General features: G+C 72.2%; 25 protein-coding genes. 13 read left to right on the top strand and 12 right to left on the bottom strand.

Annotated features, from left to right (window positions below; genetic code table 11):
• Positions 1-47: 47 nt before the first annotated feature.
• From polX to ABT369_RS55250, 3 genes are read left to right on the top strand one after another with little or no spacing between them, the layout of a single operon-like run.
• Positions 48-1,784, top strand: coding sequence for a DNA polymerase/3'-5' exonuclease PolX (gene polX / locus ABT369_RS55260; protein WP_350626339.1), 1,737 nt, complete (start codon positions 48-50; stop codon positions 1,782-1,784).
• Positions 1,781-2,890 (top strand): CapA family protein, encoded by a 1,110-nt coding sequence (locus tag ABT369_RS55255; RefSeq protein WP_350626337.1) that lies wholly within the window; start codon positions 1,781-1,783, stop codon positions 2,888-2,890. The genes polX and ABT369_RS55255 overlap by 4 nt, the downstream gene beginning before the upstream one ends.
• Positions 2,891-2,922: 32 nt before the next feature.
• Positions 2,923-4,107: a Clp protease N-terminal domain-containing protein gene (locus ABT369_RS55250; RefSeq protein WP_350626335.1), complete on the top strand. Its 1,185-nt coding sequence runs from the start codon at positions 2,923-2,925 to the stop codon at positions 4,105-4,107.
• Here the strand turns inward: ABT369_RS55250 and ABT369_RS55245 are convergent.
• The 4 genes from ABT369_RS55245 to ABT369_RS55230 form a co-directional block, all read right to left on the bottom strand.
• Positions 4,092-6,713, bottom strand: coding sequence for an ATP-binding protein (locus ABT369_RS55245; RefSeq protein WP_350626333.1), 2,622 nt, complete (start codon positions 6,711-6,713; stop codon positions 4,092-4,094). The two genes, ABT369_RS55250 and ABT369_RS55245, sit on opposite strands and share 16 nt — an antisense overlap.
• A gap of 204 nt (positions 6,714-6,917) precedes the next feature.
• Complete coding sequence (locus tag ABT369_RS55240; RefSeq protein WP_350626331.1) at positions 6,918-7,109, bottom strand: hypothetical protein; 192 nt, start codon at positions 7,107-7,109, stop codon at positions 6,918-6,920.
• 77 nt (positions 7,110-7,186) lie between these two features.
• On the bottom strand, positions 7,187-8,068 hold the full coding sequence (locus tag ABT369_RS55235; protein WP_350626329.1) for a GNAT family N-acetyltransferase: 882 nt from the start codon (positions 8,066-8,068) through the stop codon (positions 7,187-7,189).
• 218 nt (positions 8,069-8,286) lie between these two features.
• A complete protein-coding gene (locus tag ABT369_RS55230; RefSeq protein ID WP_350626327.1) occupies positions 8,287-9,618 on the bottom strand; it encodes a tetratricopeptide repeat protein in 1,332 nt (443 codons plus the stop codon).
• 191 nt (positions 9,619-9,809) lie between these two features.
• Here ABT369_RS55230 and ABT369_RS55225 point away from each other — a divergent pair, with 191 nt between their 5' ends.
• Positions 9,810-10,790, top strand: coding sequence for a hypothetical protein (locus tag ABT369_RS55225; RefSeq protein WP_350626325.1), 981 nt, complete (start codon positions 9,810-9,812; stop codon positions 10,788-10,790).
• 14 nt (positions 10,791-10,804) lie between these two features.
• Here the strand turns inward: ABT369_RS55225 and ABT369_RS55220 are convergent, their stop codons facing one another.
• Entirely contained in the window at positions 10,805-11,731 is a 927-nt protein-coding gene (locus ABT369_RS55220) for an NADP-dependent oxidoreductase (protein ID WP_350626323.1), read from the bottom strand.
• Positions 11,732-11,861: 130 nt separating this feature from the next.
• Between ABT369_RS55220 and ABT369_RS55215 the strand changes: the two genes are divergently transcribed.
• Both ABT369_RS55215 and ABT369_RS55210 read left to right on the top strand, forming a co-directional pair.
• Positions 11,862-12,440, top strand: a complete 579-nt coding sequence (locus ABT369_RS55215) for a TetR/AcrR family transcriptional regulator (protein WP_350626321.1) — start codon at positions 11,862-11,864, stop codon at positions 12,438-12,440.
• Between the two features lie 3 nt (positions 12,441-12,443).
• Entirely contained in the window at positions 12,444-12,815 is a 372-nt protein-coding gene (locus ABT369_RS55210) for a VOC family protein (RefSeq protein WP_350626319.1), read from the top strand.
• Positions 12,816-12,868: 53 nt separating this feature from the next.
• On the opposite strand, the gene ABT369_RS55205 is transcribed toward ABT369_RS55210, so the two are convergent.
• A complete protein-coding gene (locus ABT369_RS55205; RefSeq protein ID WP_350626317.1) occupies positions 12,869-13,015 on the bottom strand; it encodes a hypothetical protein in 147 nt (48 codons plus the stop codon).
• Positions 13,016-13,175: 160 nt separating this feature from the next.
• Here ABT369_RS55205 and ABT369_RS55200 point away from each other — a divergent pair, with 160 nt between their 5' ends.
• On the top strand, positions 13,176-15,071 hold the full coding sequence (locus ABT369_RS55200) for a glycosyl hydrolase family 18 protein (protein WP_350626315.1): 1,896 nt from the start codon (positions 13,176-13,178) through the stop codon (positions 15,069-15,071).
• 93 nt (positions 15,072-15,164) lie between these two features.
• Positions 15,165-15,344, top strand: coding sequence for a hypothetical protein (locus ABT369_RS55195; RefSeq protein WP_350626313.1), 180 nt, complete (start codon positions 15,165-15,167; stop codon positions 15,342-15,344).
• A 114-nt stretch (positions 15,345-15,458) separates the two neighbouring features.
• Here ABT369_RS55195 and ABT369_RS55190 read toward each other — a convergent pair whose 3' ends face one another.
• Positions 15,459-15,746 carry a YggT family protein gene (locus ABT369_RS55190; RefSeq protein ID WP_350626311.1) on the bottom strand — a complete coding sequence of 96 codons (288 nt, stop codon included), beginning with the start codon at positions 15,744-15,746 and terminating at the stop codon, positions 15,459-15,461.
• A 143-nt stretch (positions 15,747-15,889) separates the two neighbouring features.
• Here ABT369_RS55190 and ABT369_RS55185 point away from each other — a divergent pair, with 143 nt between their 5' ends.
• Entirely contained in the window at positions 15,890-16,015 is a 126-nt protein-coding gene (locus ABT369_RS55185; protein WP_350626309.1) for a hypothetical protein, read from the top strand.
• Here ABT369_RS55185 and ABT369_RS55180 read toward each other — a convergent pair.
• Entirely contained in the window at positions 15,999-17,090 is a 1,092-nt protein-coding gene (locus ABT369_RS55180) for a diguanylate cyclase domain-containing protein (protein WP_350626307.1), read from the bottom strand. The genes ABT369_RS55185 and ABT369_RS55180 overlap by 17 nt on opposite strands.
• 140 nt (positions 17,091-17,230) lie before the next feature.
• Between ABT369_RS55180 and ABT369_RS55175 the strand changes: the two genes are divergently transcribed.
• The 3 genes from ABT369_RS55175 to ABT369_RS55165 all read left to right on the top strand — a co-directional run bounded on the left by ABT369_RS55175 (position 17,231) and on the right by ABT369_RS55165 (position 20,099).
• Complete coding sequence (locus ABT369_RS55175; RefSeq protein ID WP_350626305.1) at positions 17,231-18,589, top strand: extracellular solute-binding protein; 1,359 nt, start codon at positions 17,231-17,233, stop codon at positions 18,587-18,589.
• 232 nt (positions 18,590-18,821) lie between these two features.
• The gene (locus ABT369_RS55170) at positions 18,822-19,796 is read left to right on the top strand and encodes a hypothetical protein (protein ID WP_350626304.1); all 975 of its coding nucleotides are present in this window, start codon (positions 18,822-18,824) and stop codon (positions 19,794-19,796) included.
• 123 nt (positions 19,797-19,919) lie between these two features.
• A complete protein-coding gene (locus ABT369_RS55165) occupies positions 19,920-20,099 on the top strand; it encodes a hypothetical protein (RefSeq protein WP_350626302.1) in 180 nt (59 codons plus the stop codon).
• Here ABT369_RS55165 and ABT369_RS55160 read toward each other — a convergent pair.
• The 4 genes from ABT369_RS55160 to ABT369_RS55145 form a co-directional block, all read right to left on the bottom strand.
• On the bottom strand, positions 20,083-20,415 hold the full coding sequence (locus tag ABT369_RS55160; RefSeq protein ID WP_350626300.1) for an STAS domain-containing protein: 333 nt from the start codon (positions 20,413-20,415) through the stop codon (positions 20,083-20,085). The genes ABT369_RS55165 and ABT369_RS55160 overlap by 17 nt on opposite strands.
• A 106-nt stretch (positions 20,416-20,521) precedes the next feature.
• Complete coding sequence (locus ABT369_RS55155; protein ID WP_350626373.1) at positions 20,522-21,586, bottom strand: NAD-dependent epimerase/dehydratase family protein; 1,065 nt, start codon at positions 21,584-21,586, stop codon at positions 20,522-20,524.
• A gap of 54 nt (positions 21,587-21,640) precedes the next feature.
• Positions 21,641-21,793, bottom strand: coding sequence for a hypothetical protein (locus tag ABT369_RS55150; RefSeq protein WP_350626377.1), 153 nt, complete (start codon positions 21,791-21,793; stop codon positions 21,641-21,643).
• 44 nt (positions 21,794-21,837) lie between these two features.
• Positions 21,838-22,242, bottom strand: a complete 405-nt coding sequence (locus tag ABT369_RS55145) for a DUF6158 family protein (RefSeq protein ID WP_502891958.1) — start codon at positions 22,240-22,242, stop codon at positions 21,838-21,840.
• A gap of 54 nt (positions 22,243-22,296) precedes the next feature.
• On the opposite strand from ABT369_RS55145, the gene ABT369_RS55140 reads away from it, so the two are divergent.
• Entirely contained in the window at positions 22,297-23,118 is an 822-nt protein-coding gene (locus tag ABT369_RS55140; RefSeq protein ID WP_350626298.1) for a transglutaminase-like domain-containing protein, read from the top strand.
• The last annotated feature ends 191 nt before the right edge of the window (positions 23,119-23,309 follow it).

Here is a 23,309-nt window from a genome sequence, read left to right as displayed (position 1 = left end):
AGACGCGCGCCCTTGCCGCCGTTGGTAGCCGGCCTAGACTTGGCGGCATGGCGCGGGCGAACGACGCCGTCGCGGCGCTGCTGCAGGAATACGCCGATCTGCTGATCGTCACCGGTGGAGAAGCGTTCAAGAGCCGGGTGTACGAGAAGGCGGCCCGGGCGGTCGCCGGTCACCCGCTGGACGTCGCGGCCATGGACGACGGCGGGCTGCGGAAGATCGCGGGCGTCGGCACCTCGATCGCCGAGAAGATCGTCGAGTACCTGCGCACCGGCCAGGTGGCCGCGGTGGACACCCTGCGGCTGCGGGTGCCCAGCGGCGTGCTGGAACTCATCCGGATTCCCACACTGGGCCCGAAGCGGGCCGTGCAACTGCACGACGAGCTCGGCGTGGCCTCGATCGACGAACTGCGCGACGCGATCGCCGCCGGCAAGCTGGCGGGCCACCGGGGATTCGGCGCGAAGACGGCCGAGAACATCCTGCACGGCATCGAGGTGCTGGAGCGCAGCCACGGCCGGGTGCTGCTGTCCGTGGCCACCGCGGCGGCGGAGCAGATCGTGGAGGCGCTGCGCGGCGCACCGGGGTGCATCCGGTGCACCTGGGCCGGCTCGCTGCGCCGGTTCCGCGAGACCGTCGGCGACGTCGACATCCTCGCCGCGGCGACCGGGCCGGGCCCGCTGATGGACACCTTCACGCAGCTCTCCATGGTCGCCGACGTGCTGGCCAAGGGCGCGACGAAGTCCTCGGTACGGCTGCACGGCGACCTCCAGGTGGACCTGCGGGTGATCCCGCCCGCGGCATGGGGCGCCGCACTGCAGTACTTCACCGGATCCAAGCCGCACAACGTGCGGGTGCGTGAGATCGCCGTGCGAGCTGGGTTCAAGCTCTCCGAGTACGGGCTGTTCCGCGTCGACGACGGCAGCCTCGTGGCGTCCGAGACCGAGGAGGCGGTGTACGAGCGGCTCGGCCTGCAGTGGGTCCCGCCGCCGTTGCGCGAAGACCGGGGCGAGGTCGAGGCGGCCCGGAACCGGGCGCTGCCGGCGCTGGTGACCGCGGCGGACATCCGCGGCGACCTGCACACCCACACCGACCTCACCGACGGCGTGGCACCGCTGGCCGACATGGTGGCCGCGGCCCGGGCCCGCGGCTACGAGTACTACGCGGTCACCGACCACGCCAAGAACATGCCCATGCAGCGCATGACGGACGACAAGATGCTCGCACAGCGCCGCACGTTGCGGGAGCTGGAGACCGGCGGCGGCCCGGTGCTGCTGCACGGCACGGAGCTCAACATCGGCCCGGACGGCGAGCTGGACTGGCCGGGAGCGTTCCTGTCCGGGTTCGACCTGTGCGTCGCGTCGGTACACTCCCACTTCAACCAACCGGCCGCGCAGCTGACCCATCGGCTGGTGAGCGCGTGCGAGAACCCCCACGTCACCATCCTGGGTCACCCGACCACCCGCCTGATCGGCAAACGGCCACCGCTGGACGCGGACTTCGACGCCGTGTTCGCCGCCGCCGCCCGCACCGGCACCATCCTGGAGATCAACAGCTTCCCCGACCGGCTCGACCTGCCCGACGAACTCATCCTGCGCGCGAAGCGCCACGGTGTCCGCTTCGCCGTCGACACCGACGCGCACGCACCGGTGCACCTGGACCACCTGCGATACGGCATCGGTACCGCCCAGCGCGGCTGGCTCCCCGCCGACGACGTGGTCAACACCTGGCCGATCGAGCGCCTCCGCGCCTGCATCGACGCCAAGCGAACGGCGGCAGCGCGGTCGTGAGCGGCAGGCCACCCGGTCCGTTGACGTTGTTCCTGTGCGGCGACGTGATGCTGGGTCGCGGCATCGACCAGATCCTGCCGCATCCCCTCGACCCGACGCTACGGGAACGGTACGTGGACGGCGCAGGCGACTACGTCGCGCTGGCGGAGGCGGCGAACGGCCCCGTCCCCCGCCCCGTGGACTTCTCCTGGCCCTGGGGTGACGCGCTGGACGTCCTGGCCGCCGCCGCGCCGGACGCCCGAATCGTGAACCTGGAGACCAGCGTCACCGGCAGCGACCAGTTCGCGCCGGGCAAGGCGGTCCACTACCGCATGAATCCCGCGAACCTTCCCTGCCTCACGGCGGCGCGTCCGGACGTGTGCGTCCTGGCCAACAACCACGCCCTGGACTTCGGCCTCCGCGGCCTCGAAGAGACGCTCGGCGCGTTGAGCGACGCGGGCCTCCAGGTGGCCGGCGGCGGCCTGGACGCGCATCAGGCTCGCCGGCCCGCCACGGTGAGCGTCGGCCACGCCCGCGTCCTGGTGTTCGCGTGTGGGGCGACGTCCAGCGGTACTCCGTTGGACTGGGCCGCGACCGAGGATCGAGCCGGTCTCGACGTTCTGCCGGAGCTCTCCGAGGACGGCGTCGAACGGCTCGCCGACCGCATCCGGCAGCACAAGCGGCCCGGCGACGTCGCGGTCGTCTCCATCCACTGGGGATCCAACTGGGGCTACGAGATCCCGGCAGAGCAGATCCGCTTCGCCCACGGGCTCATCGACAACGGCGCGGACATCGTGCACGGACACTCCTCGCACCATCCCCGGCCGATGGAGGTGTACCGCAACCGGCTCATCCTGTACGGCTGCGGTGACTTCATCAACGACTACGAGGGCATCCGCGGCTACGAGCAGTACCGCGACGACCTGCGGCTGGTGTACCTGGCGTCCATCGCGCCCACGGGCGCGTTCCTGGGCCTGCGCATGGCGCCGATGCAAGCCAGGCGTCTGCGGCTGCAGCGCGCCTGCGCCGAGGACGCCGAGTACCTCCGGGCCGTCCTCAACTCGGTCAGCGCCCGATTCGACGTCCGGATCGACGCCACCGCAGACGGCATGCTCGCCGCTTCCTAAAACGGTTGATCGCGGCAGCGACAATCGACGATATGGACGTGGTGGGGGTACGGCCGGGTCGTGGTCTTGTCGGGACACTGGAGAGTGCGTACCGGCGGGCGGTGCGTGACGGGCAGGCCGTGGTCAGCTCGGCGGAAGTGCTGCGGTACGGTGCGCCGCCGGTGCCGGAACTGGGCCAGTTCCCGCTACCGTGGTCTCGCGACTGGCGGCAGGGCCGGGATCTGATCGACGACGACCGGCCTTGGCAGCGGTCCCGATTGTTTCCCGCCTTCGACCAGCAGGTGGCGGTGTTCGCCGACGGGGCGCTGCGAGAGGCGGCCCACCTCGGCGGCCCCGGCGTCGCCGTGTTCTCCCCACTGGTCCGTCACGCGGTCTACGAGGCCGTCCACGAGGCGAGCCGCCGCGACGGCGTACCCGCTGGCGTACGCCACCTGCTCGCCGCGATCTTCGCCGAGCCGGGCAACGCCGCCGCCCAACTCGCCAGGCAAATGCGGGTGGCCGGTCACGACCGCCTCGCCCTGGACCGGCAGGCACCCAGGTACCGCGCCGGCGACGACCCCCCGAACTGGGCACCACAGGCGCTCAAGGCGCTGTGCGTCCTGCCGTCGAACGCGCCCCGCGCGCTGCAACCGCCCTGGCGAGCCGCCGTAGCGGCCGGCCTGTACATCACGCTACGGCGACCCTTTCTTCGGCACGGAGCCCGCTACGGCCACCCCATCCTGGAACTGATCGAACGCGACGCCGGCAGACAGGCCATCCGCCTCGGGCACGCCCACACCGGGACCGTCGAGCTGCTCCTGAGCGTGCTGGACCTGCACGAGCAGCTGCACGCCGCGGGCGCGGTGCTGCCGGAACCGATCGCCCGCCACAACACCGCCGGTCAGATCCTGCGCGAGCACGGCGTCACGCTGCTCGCCGCCACCATGGCCGCGGCCCAGCCGGCGCCCGCGCCGCAACCCGTCCCCGACCCGGCAGCGGTCCCGGCCAAAGGCTGGCCGCGAGAACGGAAGACCCGCCGCCCCACGCCACCCCTGGACGCGGGCGCATTGCGCGCGCTGCGCTCGGCCAGCACGGCAGCGCGGCAGGCAGGTGATCCCTTCGCCGGCACAACACACCTCTTGGTCACCATGCTTCGCGACGGCGACGACCCAGCCGCCGACCTGCTCCGCAGGACCGGCGCGGACCCCGAAACCATCGCCGGTCACGCATCCCCCTGAGCCGATCCGCCTACCGCGACCGCGTGGTCCAGAACGCGGGCGACGGTATGCAGGAGCTGCTGGGCGCTGACCGGTTTGGTGAGCAGGGTCGCGCCGGTGGGGATGGTGCTGCGGGTGGCGAGGATCGTCTCGGTGTATCCGGACAGGTAGACGACGGGCAGTCCCGGATGCGTGCTGTGCAGGGCGGCGGCGAGGGCGGGTCCGTGCATGTCGGGCAGGATCACGTCGGTGAGCAGCAGCGCGATCCCGGGGTGTGTCGCGGCCGTGCGCTGGGCATCGGTACCCGTGGCGGCAGACAGGACGGTGTAACCGGCCTGGTACAGGATGCGTTCGGTGATCGCGCGGAGGCTGTCGTCGTCCTCGACGAGCAGGATCGTTTCGCCGGCGCCCGACCGCGGATGTTCCGCGGGTGTGGTGTCCGGCTCGGCGAGGTCGTCGGTGGCGGGGAGCAGCGCGGTGATGGTGGTGCCCCGGCCGAGTTCGGAGTAGATCTGGGCGTGCCCGCCGGCCTGGGTGATGATGCCGTAGATGGTGGCCAGGCCGAGACCGGTGCCGTGGCCTTTGGGTTTCGTGGTGAAGAAGGGTTCGAACGCCCGCTCCAGGGTGGCTTTGTTCATGCCGGTACCGGTGTCGCTGACCCGCAGCTGCATGTACCGCCCGGTTCGCACGCCGGGGTGCTGGGCGGCGTAGTGCTCGTCGACGGTGACCGGTGCGGTCTCGATGCTGAGGGTGCCGCCGCCGGGCATCGCGTCGCGGGCGTTGACCACGAGGTTGACCAGGACCTGCTCGAGGCGGCCAGGGTCGGCTCTGATCGGCCACGGTTGCGCGGTGAGGTCCGTGGTGAGGGTGATGTCCTCGCCGAGGGCGCGGCGCAGCAGGGTGTCGAGGTCGATGACGACGGTGTTGAGATCCAAGGTGCGGGCCTCGGGCGCGGGGTCGGCACGCGCGAAGGCCAGCAATTGGCGGGTGAGGGCAGTCGCGCGGTCGCCTGCGGCGACGATCTCGGTGAGGTCGGCGTGCAGCGTGCGCCAGGCCGGGTCTGCTGCGGCCACCGGTTCCAGGTCCGCGGCGGCCATGCCGGCGTAGCCGTTGATGATGCCGAGGAGGTTGTTGAAGTCGTGCGCGACACCGGCGGCGAGCTGGCCGAGGCTCTCCAGCCGGTCGGACTGGCGCAGCCGTCGTTGCAGATGCTCGCGTTCGGTGACGTCGGTCATGACGGCGCAGCGGACCTTCCGCCCAGCGAACGACGTCAGGTAGGTGGTGACGCTCACCTCGGCGATCGTGCCGTCGTGCTTGATGTGGCGTTGCGGCCGGTCGCGTTCGACCGGCGCGGCTGCCGCGCCGTCGGCGCTTGCCTCGTCGAGATCGTCCGGTGCGAGCAGATCGGTGTAGGCCATCGTGAGGAGGGCGTCGCCGGACCGGCCGTAGTAGGCCAGGGCGGCCGCGTTCGCGGCGACGATGTCGAGGGTGTCGACGTCGAACAGCACGATCGGGTTCGGGCTGGCGTCGAACATCTGCCGGTAGTTGCGTTCGTGTTCCCGGGCGGTGTCTTCTGCGCGGCGACGTTCGTGCAGTTCCCGGTCGACAGTGGCCAGCAGCGCCGTGAACGCTTCGCCGAGTTCGGCGACCTCCCGTGGGCCGGTGACCGCGACGGTCGTGTCCAGGTTGCCGGAGGTGGCGGTGCGCACCGAGCTGCGGAGGTTGGCGATCGGGGCGGTGACGCGTCGCTGCACGACCATCGTAGCCAGGAGCCCCGCGAACAGGCCGAGCGCCACGATCAAGGCTTGGCGCCGTGCCAGCCGGTCGGCGTCCGCCAGCGCAGCGGACCGGTCCGCGCCGGCGAAGACCTGCCAGCCGGTGCCCTCGACGGCCGCCCGCCCATACAACCGGGGCAGCCCGGTCACGTCGACGCCGGTGCCGGTCGTCGTGAGCCGGGCGTGGCGCACCTGAGTGCCGGCCCACCGGAGTCCGTCGGGCCAGCGCGTCAGCACGGCGGTGCGGCCCTCGGTGGTGATCAGCAACTCGAGCTGGCGGGCTCCGCCGAACAGTCTGCCCGCCGCCGCGCCGAGTGCGGGCAGGTCGATGAATGCCGCCACCAGTCCGAGTGCCGGGATCACGGCGGTGATCAGGAAGGCGGGACGTCCGGTGCGATCGTCGCGGACCGGGGCGACGGCTTGTGGTGTACGCACCGCATCGGACAGCCAGGAAGACCCGGCGTAGGCGTTGGCCGGTTTGCCGTCGGACAGTGGCGTGGACGAGCACACGACGGTCCCGTCGGGGCGTAGGACGTCCAGGTGCCCGTCATCGGCGCCGCCGAGGGAGAACGCCAGCCGGCAGTCGCCTGGGTCGGCGAACACCTGCGCTGCGCCCGGGCTGGACGCGACGGAATCGACGTTGCTGCGTACGGTGGCGAGGCTCTCGCCGATCTGCCGCGCCGCCAGGCCGGCCGCCGTCGAAGCGTCCGCCCGGGCGGCGGACACGGCGTCGTGCCGGGCCTGCACCCAGCCGGCGCAGATGCCTGCCCCGGCAGCCACGACGAACAGCACCAGCAACCCGATCAGGTAGGACCGCAACGGCCATCGCCGCCGGCGGCGTGCCGGCTTCACGTGTCGCAGTAGATCCGCAACCGTGCCGGGCTCCGGCGTGCTCATGTGGCGGCTACCTTCCTGGCATCTGTGCCGGGCCGCCGACCGGCTCCGAAACGCCAGATACACAGAGCCAGACCGCGGGCCGGTCACCACCGCACCAAGGGTGCGCCGACACGTACTCCTCCAGACGCTACGCCGTCGGGCCCGCCGGCAGAGCCGGAATCAGATGCGGACAGTCGAGGAAGGCAACGCCGATGGATACTCGTGGCGCCGGAGTCCGGCACCGCCACCGCGGCAGATGCCGAGTTTGACGCTGCTGGCTCGCTGCCGCACTACCTCAAGACGCACTCGCCGATCACCGGAGTTGACGGGCAGCAGCACGACGTCGCCGACGGACAGCTGCTCGGCGGGCACGAGACGCTCATTACCGCATCTTCCGCATGCTGCCGGCTTCCGCCGAACGCACGGCCAGCCCGTACGCGGGACGGGTGTCAGCTCGACTTGACGGCAGGTTGGTGTTTCTCGAAGGAGAGCTGGTTGTACGGCGAGTCGCCGTAGGAGTCGATCTCGTGGTAGCCGTTGCTGCGATAGAGCGCTATCGCTTCGCCGAGCGTGTGGTGGGTTCCGAGCCGGAAGGTGTCGACGCCTCGGGCCGCGGCGTCTGTTTCCAGGTGGTGCAAGAGGCGTCGGCCCAGGCCGAGACCGCGTGCCTTGCTGTCGATCCACAAGTGCCGAATCTCTGCGGTGCGGGGATCCAGGCGGATCCACGCGCCGCAGCCGACTGGTTCGCCGCGTTCGCGGGCCAGTAGCAGGCTGCCGGTCAAGTCTTCGGGCCGGGTCAAGGTTGCCTGGTCGTAGCCCTCCGGGAAGCGCCTCGCCAGCTCGGCGGCGTACCACTTCAGGCAACGCCACGCCTCCGGGTCGTCGGTTGCCACGGGTGTGATCGTGATGGTTGCCAGGCGAAGCAGCCGTCGGACCTGGTTCTGTGCAGTCGCCAGTTCTTCCTGTTGCTCGGGGCTGAGTCCGCCGAGCAGGGCAACGACGCCGGCGCGTGATCGCTGGTCGAGCGCGTCACGTTCTCGTCGGCCGGCCTCGGTGAGCTCAGCGATCCTGGCGCGGCCGTCGCGGGGGTGGGGGACGACACGGACGAGGTCTTGTTCTTCCAGGCCGCGCAGGAGCCTGCTCAGATAGCCGGAGTCGAGACCGAGATGGTCGCGTAGCTCACGAACATCTCGATGGTCGCCGATCTCCCAGAGCAACCGGGACGGCCCGAGCGCGCGATCACTGCCGAGGTAGCGATCGGTGAGCAATCCCAGACGTTCGGTGTAGAAGCGGTTGAAGTCGCGTATCTGCTCGATGAGGTCCGGCGCCATCTGCCGAGATTACCTGACTTAGGTCAGGTAATCTTCCGGCTGGAGCAAAGCCCGCTGGTGTGGTTGAGAGACCTGCAGGCGTCCGGATCTAATAGACCTCGCGAGGCGGCTCGCTGACGACACCGCCACCCTCGAAGAACTCCGCTGTGCCGCCGACCAACACGTCAGCGGCCCGGAACAGCCGTCGCTCGCCGCAGGCCGCACGGACCCGGTCGCGCTCAGACCTGCTCTGTCGCCGGTCTGGCGCGGGTCGCCGCAATCGCCTCCTCGGCTCGGCCCGCGCGGATCAACGCCTTCGCCAACAGTATGCGGGACCATCCTTCGGCGGCCGGGCTGAGCATGGCGATGGCCTCGTCCGGTGGACCGTGGTCGGCCAGCAGGGCGGCCAGGCGTTCGCGGGCGTACCCGCTGCCCGCCTCGGGATCCGCTCGCAGGTCGGCGATCGCCTGCTCGTAGCGGCCGCATTCGACCAACGCCTCGATCCATTCCAGGCGCAGTCTGACCGGGTCCGGCCAGACCTCGGCGACGACCTCGGCCACAGCGGCCTGTGCCTCGTCCAGGCGGTCGTGCTCGATCAGCAGCACGCACAGCGGGCGCAGCAGGGCCGGCTTCGCGACGGCCGCCGTCCGCAGCACGGTGACCGCCTCGTCGACCCGACCGTGCCGGGCCAGCAGGTCGGCGAGAAGGCGCGGCTCGTCCTGGCCGACAACCCACCCCAGTTGCGGCGCGGCGTAGTGGGGCAGGCCGTGCTGCTCATGAGTGCGGCATACCCGTGCCGCGCGGGGCGCCAGCACCGCCACCGCGTCGTCGATGCGGCCCTGTTCCTCGTACCAGCGAGCGAGTCGATGCGCGCCGTACCTGCGTCCGCTGCGGTCATCACCGGCGGCGAACTGCGCGAGCGCCGCGGGGTCGTGACGGGCGAGCAGATCGGCCAGGTGCTGGGCGTCCGCGACGTTGTACGGCCCTTCGCGAAGGCCGTCGGACAGCGCGGCAATCGCCTCCTCCAGCCGGCCGTCGCGTTCCAGCACGGAGGCCAGCAGGCTCTCCAGGCCGAGCCGCCCGGCGTCGATCCGCGACCGCAGCAGCTCGATCACCTCGTCGTCGCGGCCCAGGCCGCGGGTCAGTTCGACCGGCACGTCGATCGGGTACATGTAGTCATCGAGGCCCTGCCGCAGCATGGCGAGCACGTCGTCGGCACGGCCCTGTTGGATCAGCAGCGTCCCGAGGCGTTCCACGGCCACGGAATGGCCCTCGTCGGCGTACGGGCGCAGCATCACCACCACCGCGTCGACGTCGCCGGACTCCGCGAGGTACCCGGCGTAGTCGTCCACGACCCGCGCTGCCCAGTCCGTACCGACGAAGGGCCGCAGCAACGTCAGGGCTGTCGCCGGCGGCTCGCCGCGGGCCCGCAGCAGCCGTGCCAGCGTTTCGGCGCATTCGTAGTCGCCGTCGTCAGCCTCGCGGCGCAGCAGGTCCAGGTGTCCGTGCTCCGCGAGCAGCCGCACGACCATTTGCGGCAGCCCATCCTGTGGGGACCTGGCAGCGTCCATGGGAGGCACCCTAACCTCGCGCCGCCCATCAAGGATGCAGCGACGCTGTCATGGCATCCGCTCATGCCGCGGCGGGCGCATTGGTGTTCACCGCGGCTGGTAACGCACGGTGATACAAGATAGACGGCCGGGGAACCGTCGGGACGCCGGCTGCGTCCGATCGGGCGAGTCATCCGGCGATGGGGGAGATCATGCGACGCTCGGCCGCGGCCGCGTTCACACTGCTGGTCCTGACGATGTCCGCCTGTGCGGCGCGCAACCAGGCGCCGCAGGAGGTGAGCGCCTCCGCCGGGCCGGAGGTGGGCGCCTCTGCCGCGCCGGAGGGCTGGCGATGGGAGTCCTACGGCGGGATCGAGATCGCCGTGCCCGGTAGCTGGGGCTGGGCCAACGGCAGCCAGCGGCTGCACGCGTGGTGCACCACACGAGAGGACGAGCGCGCGCAGCCGGTGGTCGGGCGCCCCGGTGCGGTCGCCGCGATCGGCTGCCCGGTTGGGGACTCGCCCAACCCCGGCACGCTGGTCCGGAAGACGGGTCAGCTGGTGACCTTCGACCGCACGACCGAGCCGCCCGGCGTGCGGCAGGAGGGCGACCAGACAGTCGTACTCCGCGACGGTGTCATGATCACCGTCAACGCGCCCCAGGAGCTGCGGCAACGCATCGTCGACACGATCCGCCGGGTGGACGTCGACAGCTACGGCTGCCCGTTCGAGCACCCGATCGGCATCCACCCGCAGCAGCGGCCGCCGAAGCCGGTGGACGTGGCGTCGCTGCGGGACGCGGCGAGCGTGTCGGCCTGCAAGTACGAGGTCGCCGGGGGATCCGGCAGTTCGAGCCCGCGCCTGGTCTCGGCGCTGCGACTGGACGGCTCCGCGGCTGCCGGGGCGGTCCGCGAGATCGCGAAGGCGCCGGTCGGCGGAGGCCCCAACGCCCCGCAGACCTGCGTGCCGGAGGCCTCCTACGGCGACGATGCCATCGTCCTGCTCGTCCGGTCCGCCGCCGACCCGACCGAGATCCTCCTGCGGTACTCCGGATGCGACCACAACGGGTTCGACGACGGCGTCTCCGTCCGCACGCTGACCGCCGCCGCGGTGGCGCCTCTGGTCGCCGGTCCCAACGTGGTGTTCAACTTCTCGGGACCGCAGGAGAAGGTGCAGATCCTGCGGCCGAGCTGACATCCCGGGGGCGGCTAGAGGTCGATGACGACCTTGCCGTGTACGTGCCGGCCGGCCTGGAGCTCGACCGCGGCGCGGATCCGCTCGACCGGGAAGCCGGCCGCGATGGGCACACGGAGCCGGCCCGCCGCGATGAGGCGAGCGATCTCCTCGATGGCGCCAGGGGCGGCGTTGGCGCCGTTGGCGGGCGTGATGCCGTTGATCTGTGCGGCGATGGTGGTGATGCGCTCGTCCGGGACGCCAAGTGCCCGTGCCGCCTGCGCCGTCTCCGTCCCGTACAGGTCGATGGCCGCGGTGACGCCGCCGGGAGCCAGGGCGCGGACCCGGCCGGCGAGACCGTCGCCATAGGCGACCGGCTCGGCTCCGAGGGCACGCAGGGCATCGGCCGACCTCGGCGAGCCCGTCCCGATCACCCGCGCGCCCGCGAGGCGGGCGAGCTGCACGGCGAACACGCCGACCCCGCCCCCCGCGCCGCCGATGAGCACAGTGTCGCCCGGGCCGGGCTTGACGACGGCGAGCGCGGCGGCGGCCGTGCACCCCCCGATGGCAAGGACGGCGGCCGTGCGGTCGTCGACACCGTCGGGGGTGTGGTGCGCGTCGCCGCCCACCGCGATGGTCCCCGCCGCGTCGATCACCACGTGGTCGGCAATCGCGCGCGAGAGGACACCGCCGAACACCCGGTCGCCGGCCGCGAACCCGGTCACGCCGTCACCGACCTGGTCCACGACCCCGGCGTAGTCGGTTCCGAACCCGGACGGCAGGCTCAAGCCGAATCGGGCGGCGGTCTCCGGGTCGGAGGTCATGAACCAGTCCATCGGGTTCAGTCCGGCCGCGGTGACTCGCACGCGGATCTGCCCCGGGCCGGCCTGCGGTGCGAGCAGCTCGCGCACGTTCAGGACCTCGGGGCCGCCGAACGACTCGAGCAGGACCGCCCGGCTCATGGACGCCGGCGTATCGGCGCTCGGTTGCTGCATGTTCACGTGTCTCCTTGGGCGGCGCACGACGGCGACGAGAAACGGACTATGCTCCGTTTACAGCAGGCACCGTACCACAACCGGAGCGTGATCCGTTTTGGCAGAGGCAGAAACTCGCGGGCCGCGGGCGGATGCGGCGCGCAACCGCAACCAGCTGCTCGAGGTCGCGACCCGCGTGTTCGAGTCCGCCGGCACCGAACCGTCGATGCGCGCGATCGCACGCGAGGCCGGGGTCGGCATCGCCACGCTCTACCGGCACTTTCCCACCCGCGAGTCGCTCGTCGACGCGGTGTACCGCGATCAGGTCACGCGGCTCACCGAGGGCGCCCGCGAGCTCCTCACCGAGCTTCCCCCGCCCGCGGCGCTGCGGCGCTGGATGGAGCTGTTCGGCAGCTGGATCGCCACGAAGAACGGCATGCTCGACACGCTGCTCGCGATGATCGAATCCGGCGAGATCGCCCATGCCCAGACCCAGACCGAGCTGCTCGCGGCGATCGACGAGATCCTCGAGGCCGGTCGTGCGACGGGCGAACTGCGCACCGACGTCACCGCCGAGGACATCGCCGCTGGCCTCATCGGCATCTTCACCGTGGCCCGCCCGCCCGAGCACAACGCCAGGGCGAACCGCCTGCTCAACATCATGATGGACGGCCTGCGACCCGCACGTACGGTGTAGATCATGACCAGTCGACTCGCCGTCATCGCCATCGACGCCATCGAGCCCCGTCCCGTCGCCGACTTCTGGTGCGCCGTGCTCGGGTGGCAGATCGTCGAGGAGGAGGCGGACATCATCAGCCTGGCGCCCGCGGCCGGGGCCATGCCCGGCATCGACGTGGTGCGGGTGCCCGAGCGCAAGAGCGTCAAGAACCGCCTGCACCTCGACCTGCGCGCGGACGGCAGCACCCAGGCGCGGGAGGTCGAGCGCGTGCTCGCCCTCGGTGCCCGGCGCGCCGACGTGGGCCAGGGCCCGGACGTGTCCTGGGTGGTGCTGGAGGACCCGGAGGGCAACGAGTTCTGCATCCTGTCCCGGTCGGTGCAGGACCTGGCCTGAGCGAACGGCGAAGGCCCGGCGCGACGAGCGCCGGGCCTTTCGCATGCGACGGGTCAGCTGCCGGACTTCGGCTTCGACGGCTTCTGCGACAGCGCGCTGCCCGCGGCCTTCTTGTCCGCGTTCGTCGCCGTCGGGTCGCGCAGCACCTCGCTGGCCGCGTGGGCCGCCTGCTCACTGGTCTGCTTGGTGTTCTCGGCCATCGCTCCTCCTGAGTCACTCGATCCGTCAAGAAATGGATGCCCCTCAGCGCGCGGTTCAATCACACCCTTGTACCCGGGCATCGACCGCTATAAAATCCCGGAAAACAGTTAACAACCTTAACTGTTTACATGGGAGTGCTCTCGGTACAGGAGGAGCGAGATGCGCAGACCCGGCCGGCTCATCGCCGCCATCGCAGCCACCGTGCTCACGGCCGCTGCCGCGTGGACCACCGCAACGTTGAACACCACGGCGCAGGCCGCCACCACCAGTGGCGGCGTCAAGTTCGCCTACTTCACGCAGTGGGGCATCTACGCCAACGGCTTCTACCCAAAGAACCTCGACACCAGCGGCATGGCGGGCAAGCTCGACTTCCTCGTGTACGCGTTCGAGAACATCAACCCCACCACGCTCAGCTGCTTCGAGAACGACTCCGCCGCCTCGCCCGACGAGAACAACCCCAACGCCGGGGACAACGCGGGCGACTCGTTCGCCGACTACGGCAAGTCCTACGGCGCCGACATCAGCGTCGACGGGGTCGCCGACACCTGGAACCAGCCCCTCGTCGGCAACTTCAACCAGCTCAAGAAGCTCAAGGCGAAGTACCCGAACCTGAAGATCCTGGTCTCGATCGGCGGGTGGACGTACTCGAAGTACTTCTCCGACGCCGCCTCGACCGACGCGTCGCGCAAGCAGCTCGTGAGCTCCTGCATCGACATGTTCATCAAGGGCAACCTGCCGGTCCGCAACGGCTTCGGCGGCCCGGGCTCGGCGGCCGGGGTCTTCGACGGCGTCGACATCGACTGGGAGTACCCGGGCGCGGCCGGGCACACCGGCAACCACTTCAAGGCGGCCGACAAGCAGAACTACACGCTGCTGATGGCCGAGTTCCGGGCCCAGCTCGACGCGCTCGGCGGCGGCAAGAAGTGGCTCACCGCCGCGGTGCCCGCCGGCCAGGACAAGATCGCGCAGATCGAGACGAACAAGGTCGGGCAGTACCTCGACTACGCCAACGCCATGACCTACGACATGCACGGCGGCTGGGAGTCGACGGGCCCGACGAACCTGCAGGACCCGCTGTACGGCTCGCCCAGCGACCCGAGCACCCCGGTCCCGCCGGGCAACGGGAAGTACTCGATCGACGCCGCCGTCAAGGCGTACACGACGGGCGACTCGGCCTACGGCATCCCCGGCGGATTCCCGGCCAGCAAGCTGACACTCGGCTATCCGTTCTACTACCGCGGCTGGACCGGCGTCCCGGCCGGCTCGAACCACGGGCTCTACCAGACCGCCTCGGGCCCGGCGACCGGCCACGCGCTGTCGGGCAACGTGGCGGGCGTGTCGTTCTACAAGGAGCTCACGGGCTTCGTGAACAACCCGTCGTACACCTATCTCGACCCCGTCACCAAGGGCGCGTACTTCTACGACGGCACCACGTTCTGGGCCGGCGACTCGCCGGCGTCGATCCAGCTGCGCGCCGACTACCAGCACTGCAACGGTCTCGGCGGCGCGATGATGTACTCCCTGGAGGCCCTCGACCCGGCCGCCACCCTGTTCAACGCGGTCGTCAACTCGACCAACGGGGCCACCGCGGGCTGCTCGACCTCGTCCCCGACGGCCTCGCCCTCGGTGTCGAAGAGCACCTCGGCCAGCCCGTCGGTGTCGGCCTCGCCGTCGAAGAGCACGTCGCCGAGCCCGACCACCGGCACCTGCTCGGCCGCGGCGTGGAGCTCGGCCACCGCCTACAACGGCGGCGCGGTCGTGTCCTACAACGGCCACACCTGGACCGCCAAGTGGTGGACCCAGGGCGACATCCCCGGCAACAACAGCCAGGGCGTGTGGACGGACAACGGCGCATGCGGCGGCACGACGACCTCGCCGACGCCCACCGGCGGCACCGGCTGCACCGGCATCGCGGCGTGGAGCTCGGCCACCGCCTACAACGGCGGCGCGGTCGTGTCCTACAACGGCCACAAGTGGACCGCCAAGTGGTGGACCCAGGGCGACATCCCCGGCAACAACAGCCAGGCTGTCTGGACGGACAACGGCGCCTGCTGACGGCGGCGCGGTGACGGCGGCCCGGGACCGTGAGGTCCCGGGCCGTTGTGTCATACCGGGCGGGGGACGGCCCGGGGCGGCATACTCGGGATCATGACCGAACCGGAGCTCAACCCCGAGCAGTACCCGCCGATCGACCCGCGCGAGCCGGTCCCCGACGACCCGGGTGAGCTGCTGCCGGACACGCCCGACACGCTGCCGCCCGCGCCCGCCGAGCCGATGCCCGGCGACGGGGACCCGCCGCCGGACGGTGGCGTGCCCGAGCCCGCGTAGGGGAAGCGCCAGATCATGACTCGGGTCCGTCGGGGTACGGACCGTCGCTCCCGCCAGACACCGCTCGGCGCTGGCGCGCCGTCGCTGCCAGGTCCGCGGATGGTCACCCCACCCTCAGTAGAGCCAGCCGAGGATCGCCCGGAGCAGGATGATGCCCAGGAAGACGACGATGAACGCGAGGTCGATGCCCACGCCGCCGAAGCGCAGCGGGGGCAGTGCGCGGCGGACCGGGGCGAGCACCGGCTCGGTGACGCGCCACACGGCGGCGATCAGCTTCGACCGCACGCCGCCCGGCGCCGACGGTCCGGCCAGCACCACGCTCCAGTCGAGGACGGCGCGGGCGATGAGCAGCAGCTGGAACACCAGCAGCGCCAGGCTCACGATGCCGAGGACGAGACCCACTGTTGACCTCCGTAGCGGAACGGGTGCGTGCTGCAAGGGTGCGTCGGAAAGCTGAGAGTCCGCTGTGTGCGGGCCTGTCCGCCGCCGCCGCGATCGTCGTCTGCGCCTGAGCCACGCGGGTGACGACGGCGGAGATGCCCTCGATGGCGGCCGAGGCCCGGGTGGACTCCCGCATGATCGCGGCGATCTTCGTGGTGATCTCCGCCGAGGCGCGAACACTGCGACGCCGTGAAGTTCGGCAGCGACACGAAGTCACCGAGCAGTCATGACGCAGGACACGGCGAAGCCGCCCTTGGTGGACTGCTTGACGCGGTACATGGCCTCGTCGGCCTCGCGCAGCAGGTGGTCCCCGACGCCGTCGCCGGCCTCCTCGGCGCTGGCCAGGCCGACGCTCGCGCCGATGCGCACGGTGGTGCCGGCGATGTCGAACGGCTCGCCGAGCACCGCCACGATCCGCTCGGCCAGCGCGACCCCCTCGGGCTCGCCGCCGGCCTGCACGACCGCGAACTCGTCGCCGCCGAGGCGGACCACGGCGCCGTCCGGGGCGGCCTCCAGCAGCCGCCCGGCGACCGCGATGAGCAGCTCGTCGCCGGCGGCGTGGCCGAGCCGGTCGTTGACGGGCTTGAACTCGTCCAGGTCGATCAGCAGCAGCGCCTGCGGGCCGGTCGCGCCGGTGAGCAGCTCGGTGAGCGCGCGCCGGTTGGCCAGGCCCGTGAGCGGGTCGTGCGCGGCCTGGTGGCGCACGAGGGCCTCGTGCTCGGCCAGGGTGTCCAGCGCCTCCTGCTGCTGGCGGAGCAGTTCCTCGCGGGCACGGAGGGAGGCGCGGTGCTCGCGCTCGAAGCGGTACAGCAGCAGCCCGATCGCGGCGACCGCGAACGCCATGGCCAGGATCAGCGTGAAGTCGGCCAGGCTCTTGGCCAGGTCGGCGTCGGCGGTCTCGGACTCCTCGAGCCGCTGCAGTGTGTTGGCGAGCACGACGAACGCCGGGTCGGTCCGCTGCTGCTCCAGCGCGAGCGCCTCGGCGGTCTTGCCCACCCCGAGCAGGCCGAGCTCGTCGTCGAGCACCGCGTGGTAGCTCTCGACCTGCCGGCTCAACGCCTCGGAGCCGGGCAGCTTGTCGAGGATGTCGCGCTCGCGCAGGCGGATCCCGCCGAGCTCCCGGGCGACCTTCACCGGGGTGTTGCGGCTGGCGAGGGTCTTCCACTGCAGCGAGCTCTCCTCGTGCAGCAGCATGTTGAGCTCGTTGAGCTGTGCGCGCGTGCCCTCGTGGGCGCGGCTGCGGCCGTGCAGCTCGATGTTGGCGACGGTGACCGCGGCCAGCAGCACCAGGGCGAGCGACAGCACGCGTGGCCACCTCCACGCCAACGTGTCCCTCACTCTCCCGCGCACGGTCCGACTATCGACCGCCACGGCGCCGACCTACGACTTTTCCGCCGGTCGTCTGGGCTCAGCCTCCCGGGCCGCCGGTCGATAGGACCGGTGTGATGAGGCGCACTGTGCTCAGGTCCGTGGCCGCCGCGACCGTTGCCGCCCTGGCGCTGTCCGGGTGTGCGAAGGGCGGCGGTGACGGCGGAGCCGGGGACACCGTCGGCTACGCCGCGGACCGCCCGGCCGTGGAGCTCCAGTTCTGGTACATGCCCTACGGCGGCCCGATCCAGGACCGCGCGGTCATCCAGGAGACCGAGGAGTTCCACAAAGCGCACCCCAACATCACCATCAAGCCCGTGCGCATCCAGTGGAGCGACGCCCTCACCCGCCTCAGCACCGCCACGACGAGCGGCGAGGGCCCGGACGTGACGGTGCTCGGCACGACCTGGGTCGGCGGGTTCAGCGCCCTGCACGCGCTGCGGCCCTACACCGAGGCCGAGCTGGCGGCCGTCGGCGGCAAGGACGTGTTCGCGGCGGCCAGCTGGAGCGCCAGCCACCGCCTCGGCTCGGACGAGATCACCGCGCTGCCCTGGCTGACCGACGTGCGCGCCCTGTTCTACCGCAAGGACGTGCTCGCCGCGGCCGGGATCGACCCCGCGACCGCCTTCACGGACTGGAACGCCTTCGAGGCCACCCTGAAGAAGATCAAGGATTCCGGCAGTACCGTCTGGCCGCTCGCGATCGGCAACGAGAACAACTTCGGCATCATCCACAACGTGGCCCCCTTCATCTGGGGCGCCGGCGGCAACCTGCTCGACGACGCGGGCGACAAGTCGCTGCTGGACCAGCCGCCCGCGGTCGACGGCGTCGCCTACTACCAGCGCCTGGTCCACCTCTACGACGACCCCGAGGCGATGAAGCTGACCTCCAGCGACGTGCCGGAGGCATTCGCCAAGGGCGTCGGCGCCATCACCATCGACAACTCCCAGTCGGTCGGCGACTACCTGGCCGACCCGGACCGGCCGGGCCTGAAGAACGGCTGGGGCACCGCGCCCATGCCCGCGGGCAAGATGGGCCGCTTCGGCTTCTTCGGCGGCTCGGGCCTGGCGATCCTGAAGGCCGCGAAGCACCCGGACGCGGCCTTCGAGTGGGTGAAGTTCCTGACCGGCGAGGAGAGCCAGCGCCGCTACAGCGTCTCCTCGGGCCTGTGGCCGGCGCGCACTGAAGCCATCAAGGGCACCCGCCTGGAGTCCGACCCGGCGTACGCGGCCTTCCGCACGATGATCGAGGCCGGCCGCATGTACCCGTCGATCCCGGCCTGGATCGTGGTCGAGAGCATCATCGCCAAGGACCTCGCCGACCTGTGGCACGCCGAGCAGGCCCTGACCAGAGCCCAGGTCGAGGACATCCTGAAACGCACCACCGCCGACATCGACGAGGCCCTGCAGGACCCCGCGCAAACCGGCATCAAATAGCCGGTAGCGGGCATCGACGAAGATTCCCGGGCCGCCGTGTTTCGCGGCATCGGCGCCGGGGAATGCAAGTTGCAAGTCGGTGCGACGAGGCGCCGGCGGAAACCCCCGCATTCGTACTGCCCTATCGACTGCGAACCGCGGGCGGAATCGAAGACGGGAGCGGCGGATTCTGCCCGGATCCGCCGCCCCATTTCGTTACCTGGTCCTGATGCGGCCCTGCGATCGTGGTCCCATGCGCAAAAGGGGGATCGTCGCCGCGCTGCTCGCCGCCGTGCTGCTGGCGTGCGCCGGGCTGCACGGGTTCATCACCCAGCTGCGGGTGCAGAATCTCCGGCACATCGGCGAGGTGACCGAGGTCGTCGAGGGCGCACGACCCGGCACCGTGCTCGTGCGCACCGAGCGGTCCGGCCGCGGCGCCTGGTGGGTCGTCGACGACCGCGGCGAGCCCGTCGACGCCGCCGACGAGCGGCAGGTCCACAGTGGAGCGATGGAGGAGGGCTGCGCGGCCGGCACCTGCTACCGCGTGTGGCGCGGCGAGCTCAAGGTGCAGCGCAGCGACAACGGCGGCAGCGGCGAATACCGGACCGTGTGGGAGATCGCCGGCCCCGCCTACACCGTGCTCGCCGACGGCTACCCCGGCCTCGGCGACCGGGCCGAGCACCTAGCCTCCCGCTCGATCGTCGCGCACGAGGTGCCCGGCGGGCACGTGCTGTTCGTCGCCAACGGCCGCGACGGGCTGCTGTTCCGCGACGCCGGGAACGCCTGGCACCGGCTGGGCGCGCCGGACTCGGGCGAGGGCTGCTGCTTCTACACGCCGGTGCCACGCCTGAGCACCGAGCCGGCCCCGTTCGACCCGACCTGGCCCGCGGCCGCCCTCGCCGCCGCCGTCGTGCTGGTGTCGGGCCTGCTGAGCCGCCCGCGCTCCCGGGCCGGCACCGCCACCGTCGTGCTGGTGCCGGGCCTGCCGAGCCGCCCGCGCTCCCGAGCGGGCACCGCCACCGTGCTGTTCCTCGCGACCGCCGCCGCCTACGGTGCCGCGCTCGCCGTCAACCTGCCCGACGCCGGCATGGTCCCCGGGCTGCTGTGCGGCACCGTGTGGGCCCTGGCCATCGTCGCCGCCGGCTGCGTGCTCGCCCGCCGGCTCCCCGCGCGCCTGCGGGAGCCGGCCCCACCGGGCTCACACGGGGCCGAATCCGTCGCCCCTTAGACAAAGCGTGCTCCCCCGCCGGGCCCGCCCGCGGCCGAATCCGTCGCCCCTGGGCAGCCGATGGCGGGCGAGTGCGCGGCGGGCCGGGCGGGCACCATCGCGGCATGCGCGCATCGGCCCCCGTTGCGTGGCCCTCGGCGTGTCCGGGACGGGCACTACACCGCGGCGGCGCAGGCCCTGGCCGCCGCCGACCCGGCCTGGCTGGCGAGCCTGATCACCCGGCGGGTGCCGCTGGAGCGCCTCGCCGAGGCCCTCGAGTCGCGGCCCGACGACATCAAGGTGGTCCTCACGCTGGGCTCGTGAGCGCCGGCCCCAGCGCGTCGGGCATGTGCAGGACCGAGAGCAGCCGGCGCACGCCCGGCGGGGCGGCCAGCACCACGAACCGCTCGCCCAGCGTCCGGCGCGCGCCGAGCAGCACGCTGAGCCCGGCCAGCGAGCAGAACGTGACCCCGCTCAGGTCGGCCTCGAGCCGGGCCCGGCCGTCGCCCGCGGCGGCCTCGAACGCGCCGCGGAGCAGGTCGGTGTTGGCCGCGTCGAGGTCACCGCGCACCGCCATCCGCACGACGCGCGGGGACTCGCGGCGCACGACCGTCGTCACTTCCATGGTCTCGAAGTTCATGCAGCATCACCGCCGGTCACAGTAGGCCGTGCCGCCGGGCCGCAGTACCCCTTCGAGGTCGCGAATTGCCGGACAGTCGACGTCCGTGGTCCCCCGAAGGGCCTACTCAGTACGGGTTACCGGTGCCGGGCAGCCGTCCGCGCAACAGCCCGCTGAGGCGGCCGGGGCGGCCCGCCGCGCCGGAGAGCGGGGCGCTGCCGCCGTGGGCCCGGTGCGCCATGCCGGCGGCCAGCTCGCGCAGGGCATCGGACGCGTCGACCGCGGGCCGCCAGCCCAGCTCGGTCGCGGCGCGGGTGGTGTCCAGCAGCGGCGCGGACAGCGCCAGCCGCACCCAGCCGGCGTCGACGGGCTGGAGGCGAGCGTGCCAGGTGGCGGCGGCCGCGGCGCGCAGTACCACCGCCGGAATCGGCATCGTCCGGCCGTGGAAGAGCTCGGCCGCCAGCTCGGGCGTGAGGACCGGGTCGGCGGCGATGTTGAAGGAGCCGCGGGCGTCCGACGTGAGCGCGCGCACGTAGGCGTCGGCGACGTCGTCGGCGTGCACGGCCTGCAGCCGCAGCCGCGGGTGCGCGGGGACCACCGGGACGCGACCGAAGCGCAGCAGCCGCACGGGGACGAGCGGGCCGAGGAAGTAGCGGGCGATCTCCGTGCCGGCATCGCGCTGGAAGATCAGACCGGGCCGCAGCCGCACCACCCGCAGCCGCTCCTCGGCCGAGTCGAGGAGGCCTTCGAGGGCCACCTTGTCGCGGCTGTACGACGAGGCGGCGACCCCGGTCGCGGGCCAGTCCTCGCCGACGCGGCGATCCTTCGGGCCGGGCGCGTACACGCCGACCGACGACGCCGCGACGAGCGCGCCCACCCCGGCCTGGATCGCGGCGTCGACCACGGCCCGGCTGCCGTCCACGTTGGTGCGCCGCAGCACGGCCCGGTCGTGGCTCGGCTGGATCTGCCAGCCCAGATGCACCACGGCGTCCGCCCCGCGGAAGATGTCGGTCAGCGTGCCGACGGCCTCCGGGGCGCCGATGTCACAGGGGTGCCACACCATTTCGGCGTACTCCGAGCCGCCCGGAATCCGCCGCGCCACGCCGACGACGCTGTGGTCGCCGTCGGCGCGCAGACGCCGCAGCAGCGCGGTGCCGGCGTTGCCCGACGCCCCGACCACGACCACGCGCATCGTCATCGCCTCCTACCGGGCGGCGCGGTCCTCTTACCGGACCGCGCCGCCCTCTTACCGGGGCCGGGCCGCCCTCTTGCCGGCCTCTTGCCGGGCCGCGCCGACCGTGCCGCCGTCGTGATTGCCGGGGGCCGCGCCGCCGTCCGCGGTGCCCTCGGGCCCGGATCCCGTGGGTGTGCTGCTGATGTCATCGTCGTTGAGCGCCATGGCGCGGCTCCTTCAGCTTGGGCGGATATACCACCCGATCCCGGTCAATCGGGGCGAATCCGCTGCGGGTCGACGGCCCGGTCCGGGAACCGGCGCAGGTACTCGGCCTCGAGCTCGGCCGTGCGGCTGTCGTGGTTCGCGAGGGCCTGCGCGGAGCCGTGCCGGAACGTGTCGTCGCGGGTCTCGTGCAGATGCCGCAGCTCCCGCGACAGATCGGAGTCGTCCAGCGCCCGGGCCGGGACGCCACCCGAGGTGATGACGGGCGGGGCGAGCTGGGCGAGGGCCTCGACCGCCTCGTCGTAGGCGTACTCCCCCTCCGGCAGCGTCTCCACCGCGTCGATGACCCCGGCGGGCGCGTCGACCGCCAAGGCGTGCCGGTGGATCTCCTCGCGGGTGACCCGCTCACGCCCGGTGTACACGGCGTCGAGCAGCTTCTCGACCTCGTCCATGCGGCCTCGATACCCCCGATGGCGCCGATGCAACAAAGTCGGTACGGTGCGCCCGTGACCGACGTGACGGCGGGCTGTTCACTCGCGTTCGATGTCGAGCGGGCGGCGGAGATCGTGCTGCAGGTGGCCGCCGCGCGCCGGCCCGGGGTCCGGGTGAGCGACGACCTCGGCGTGCGCCTCGACGGCGAGCCGGTGCCGGTCACGCTCGTCGAGACCGGCGACGGCGGCCGGCTGCACACGGTGCGCAGCGAGCCGGGCCGGCTGGAGATCACCTACGAGGCGCACGCCTCCCTCGCGGCCGAGCCGGCGCGGGTCACGCCGCTGGAGCGGGTCGTGAGCATGCGCCCCAGCCGGTACTGCCCGTCGGACCGCATGCTCGGCTTCGCGCTACGGCAGTTCGGGCCCGTCGACCCCTTCGACGCCGAGGCGGTGGCCGGGGCCGTGGCGCGGGTCGTGGCGTACGTGCACGAGCACACCGAGTACCGGGCCGGGGCGAGCACCGGCTCCACCGACGCGGCGGACACGCTGCTGGCCGGCGCCGGGGTCTGCCGCGACTTCGCGCACCTCGTCGCCACCCTGGTGCGGGCCCTGGACATCCCGGCGCGCACCGCGGCCGTGTACGCGCCCGGGCTGTCCCCGATGGACTTCCACGCCGTCGCCGAGGTGGCGATCGGCGGCGTGTGGCGGGTCGTCGACGCGACGCGGCTCGCCCCGCGGCCGAGCCTGCTGCGCATCGCGACCGGCCCGGACGCGGCGACGACGGCGTTCGCCACGGTGCAGTCGGGCCTCGCCGAACTGTCCACGATGGAGGTTCACGCGATCGCCGGCGGCGACCTGCCGTTCGACGACGGCACCAGCCCGGTCTCGCTCCCCTGACCCACGCGAGCGCTCGGCCGGTCGCCGCTCGCCGTGCCCGGACGCCCGCCCGCACTCACCCGGCCCGCTCTGCGCGGGGCGGCGCGGCGCGGTCGGCACGGGCGGGGCAGGGCGGTGCGGGGCGGCCCGATGCGGCGCGGGCGGGGCGGCGCGGGCGGCGCGGGGCGGCGCGGGCGGGGCGGCGCGGGCGG

The organism is Dactylosporangium sp. NPDC000244, from assembly GCF_040300725.1.
In the GTDB taxonomy this organism is placed as follows: domain Bacteria; phylum Actinomycetota; class Actinomycetes; order Mycobacteriales; family Micromonosporaceae; genus Dactylosporangium.
Note: the sequence above shows the minus strand (reverse complement) of the source record. Positions and strands in the feature narration are given on the sequence as shown.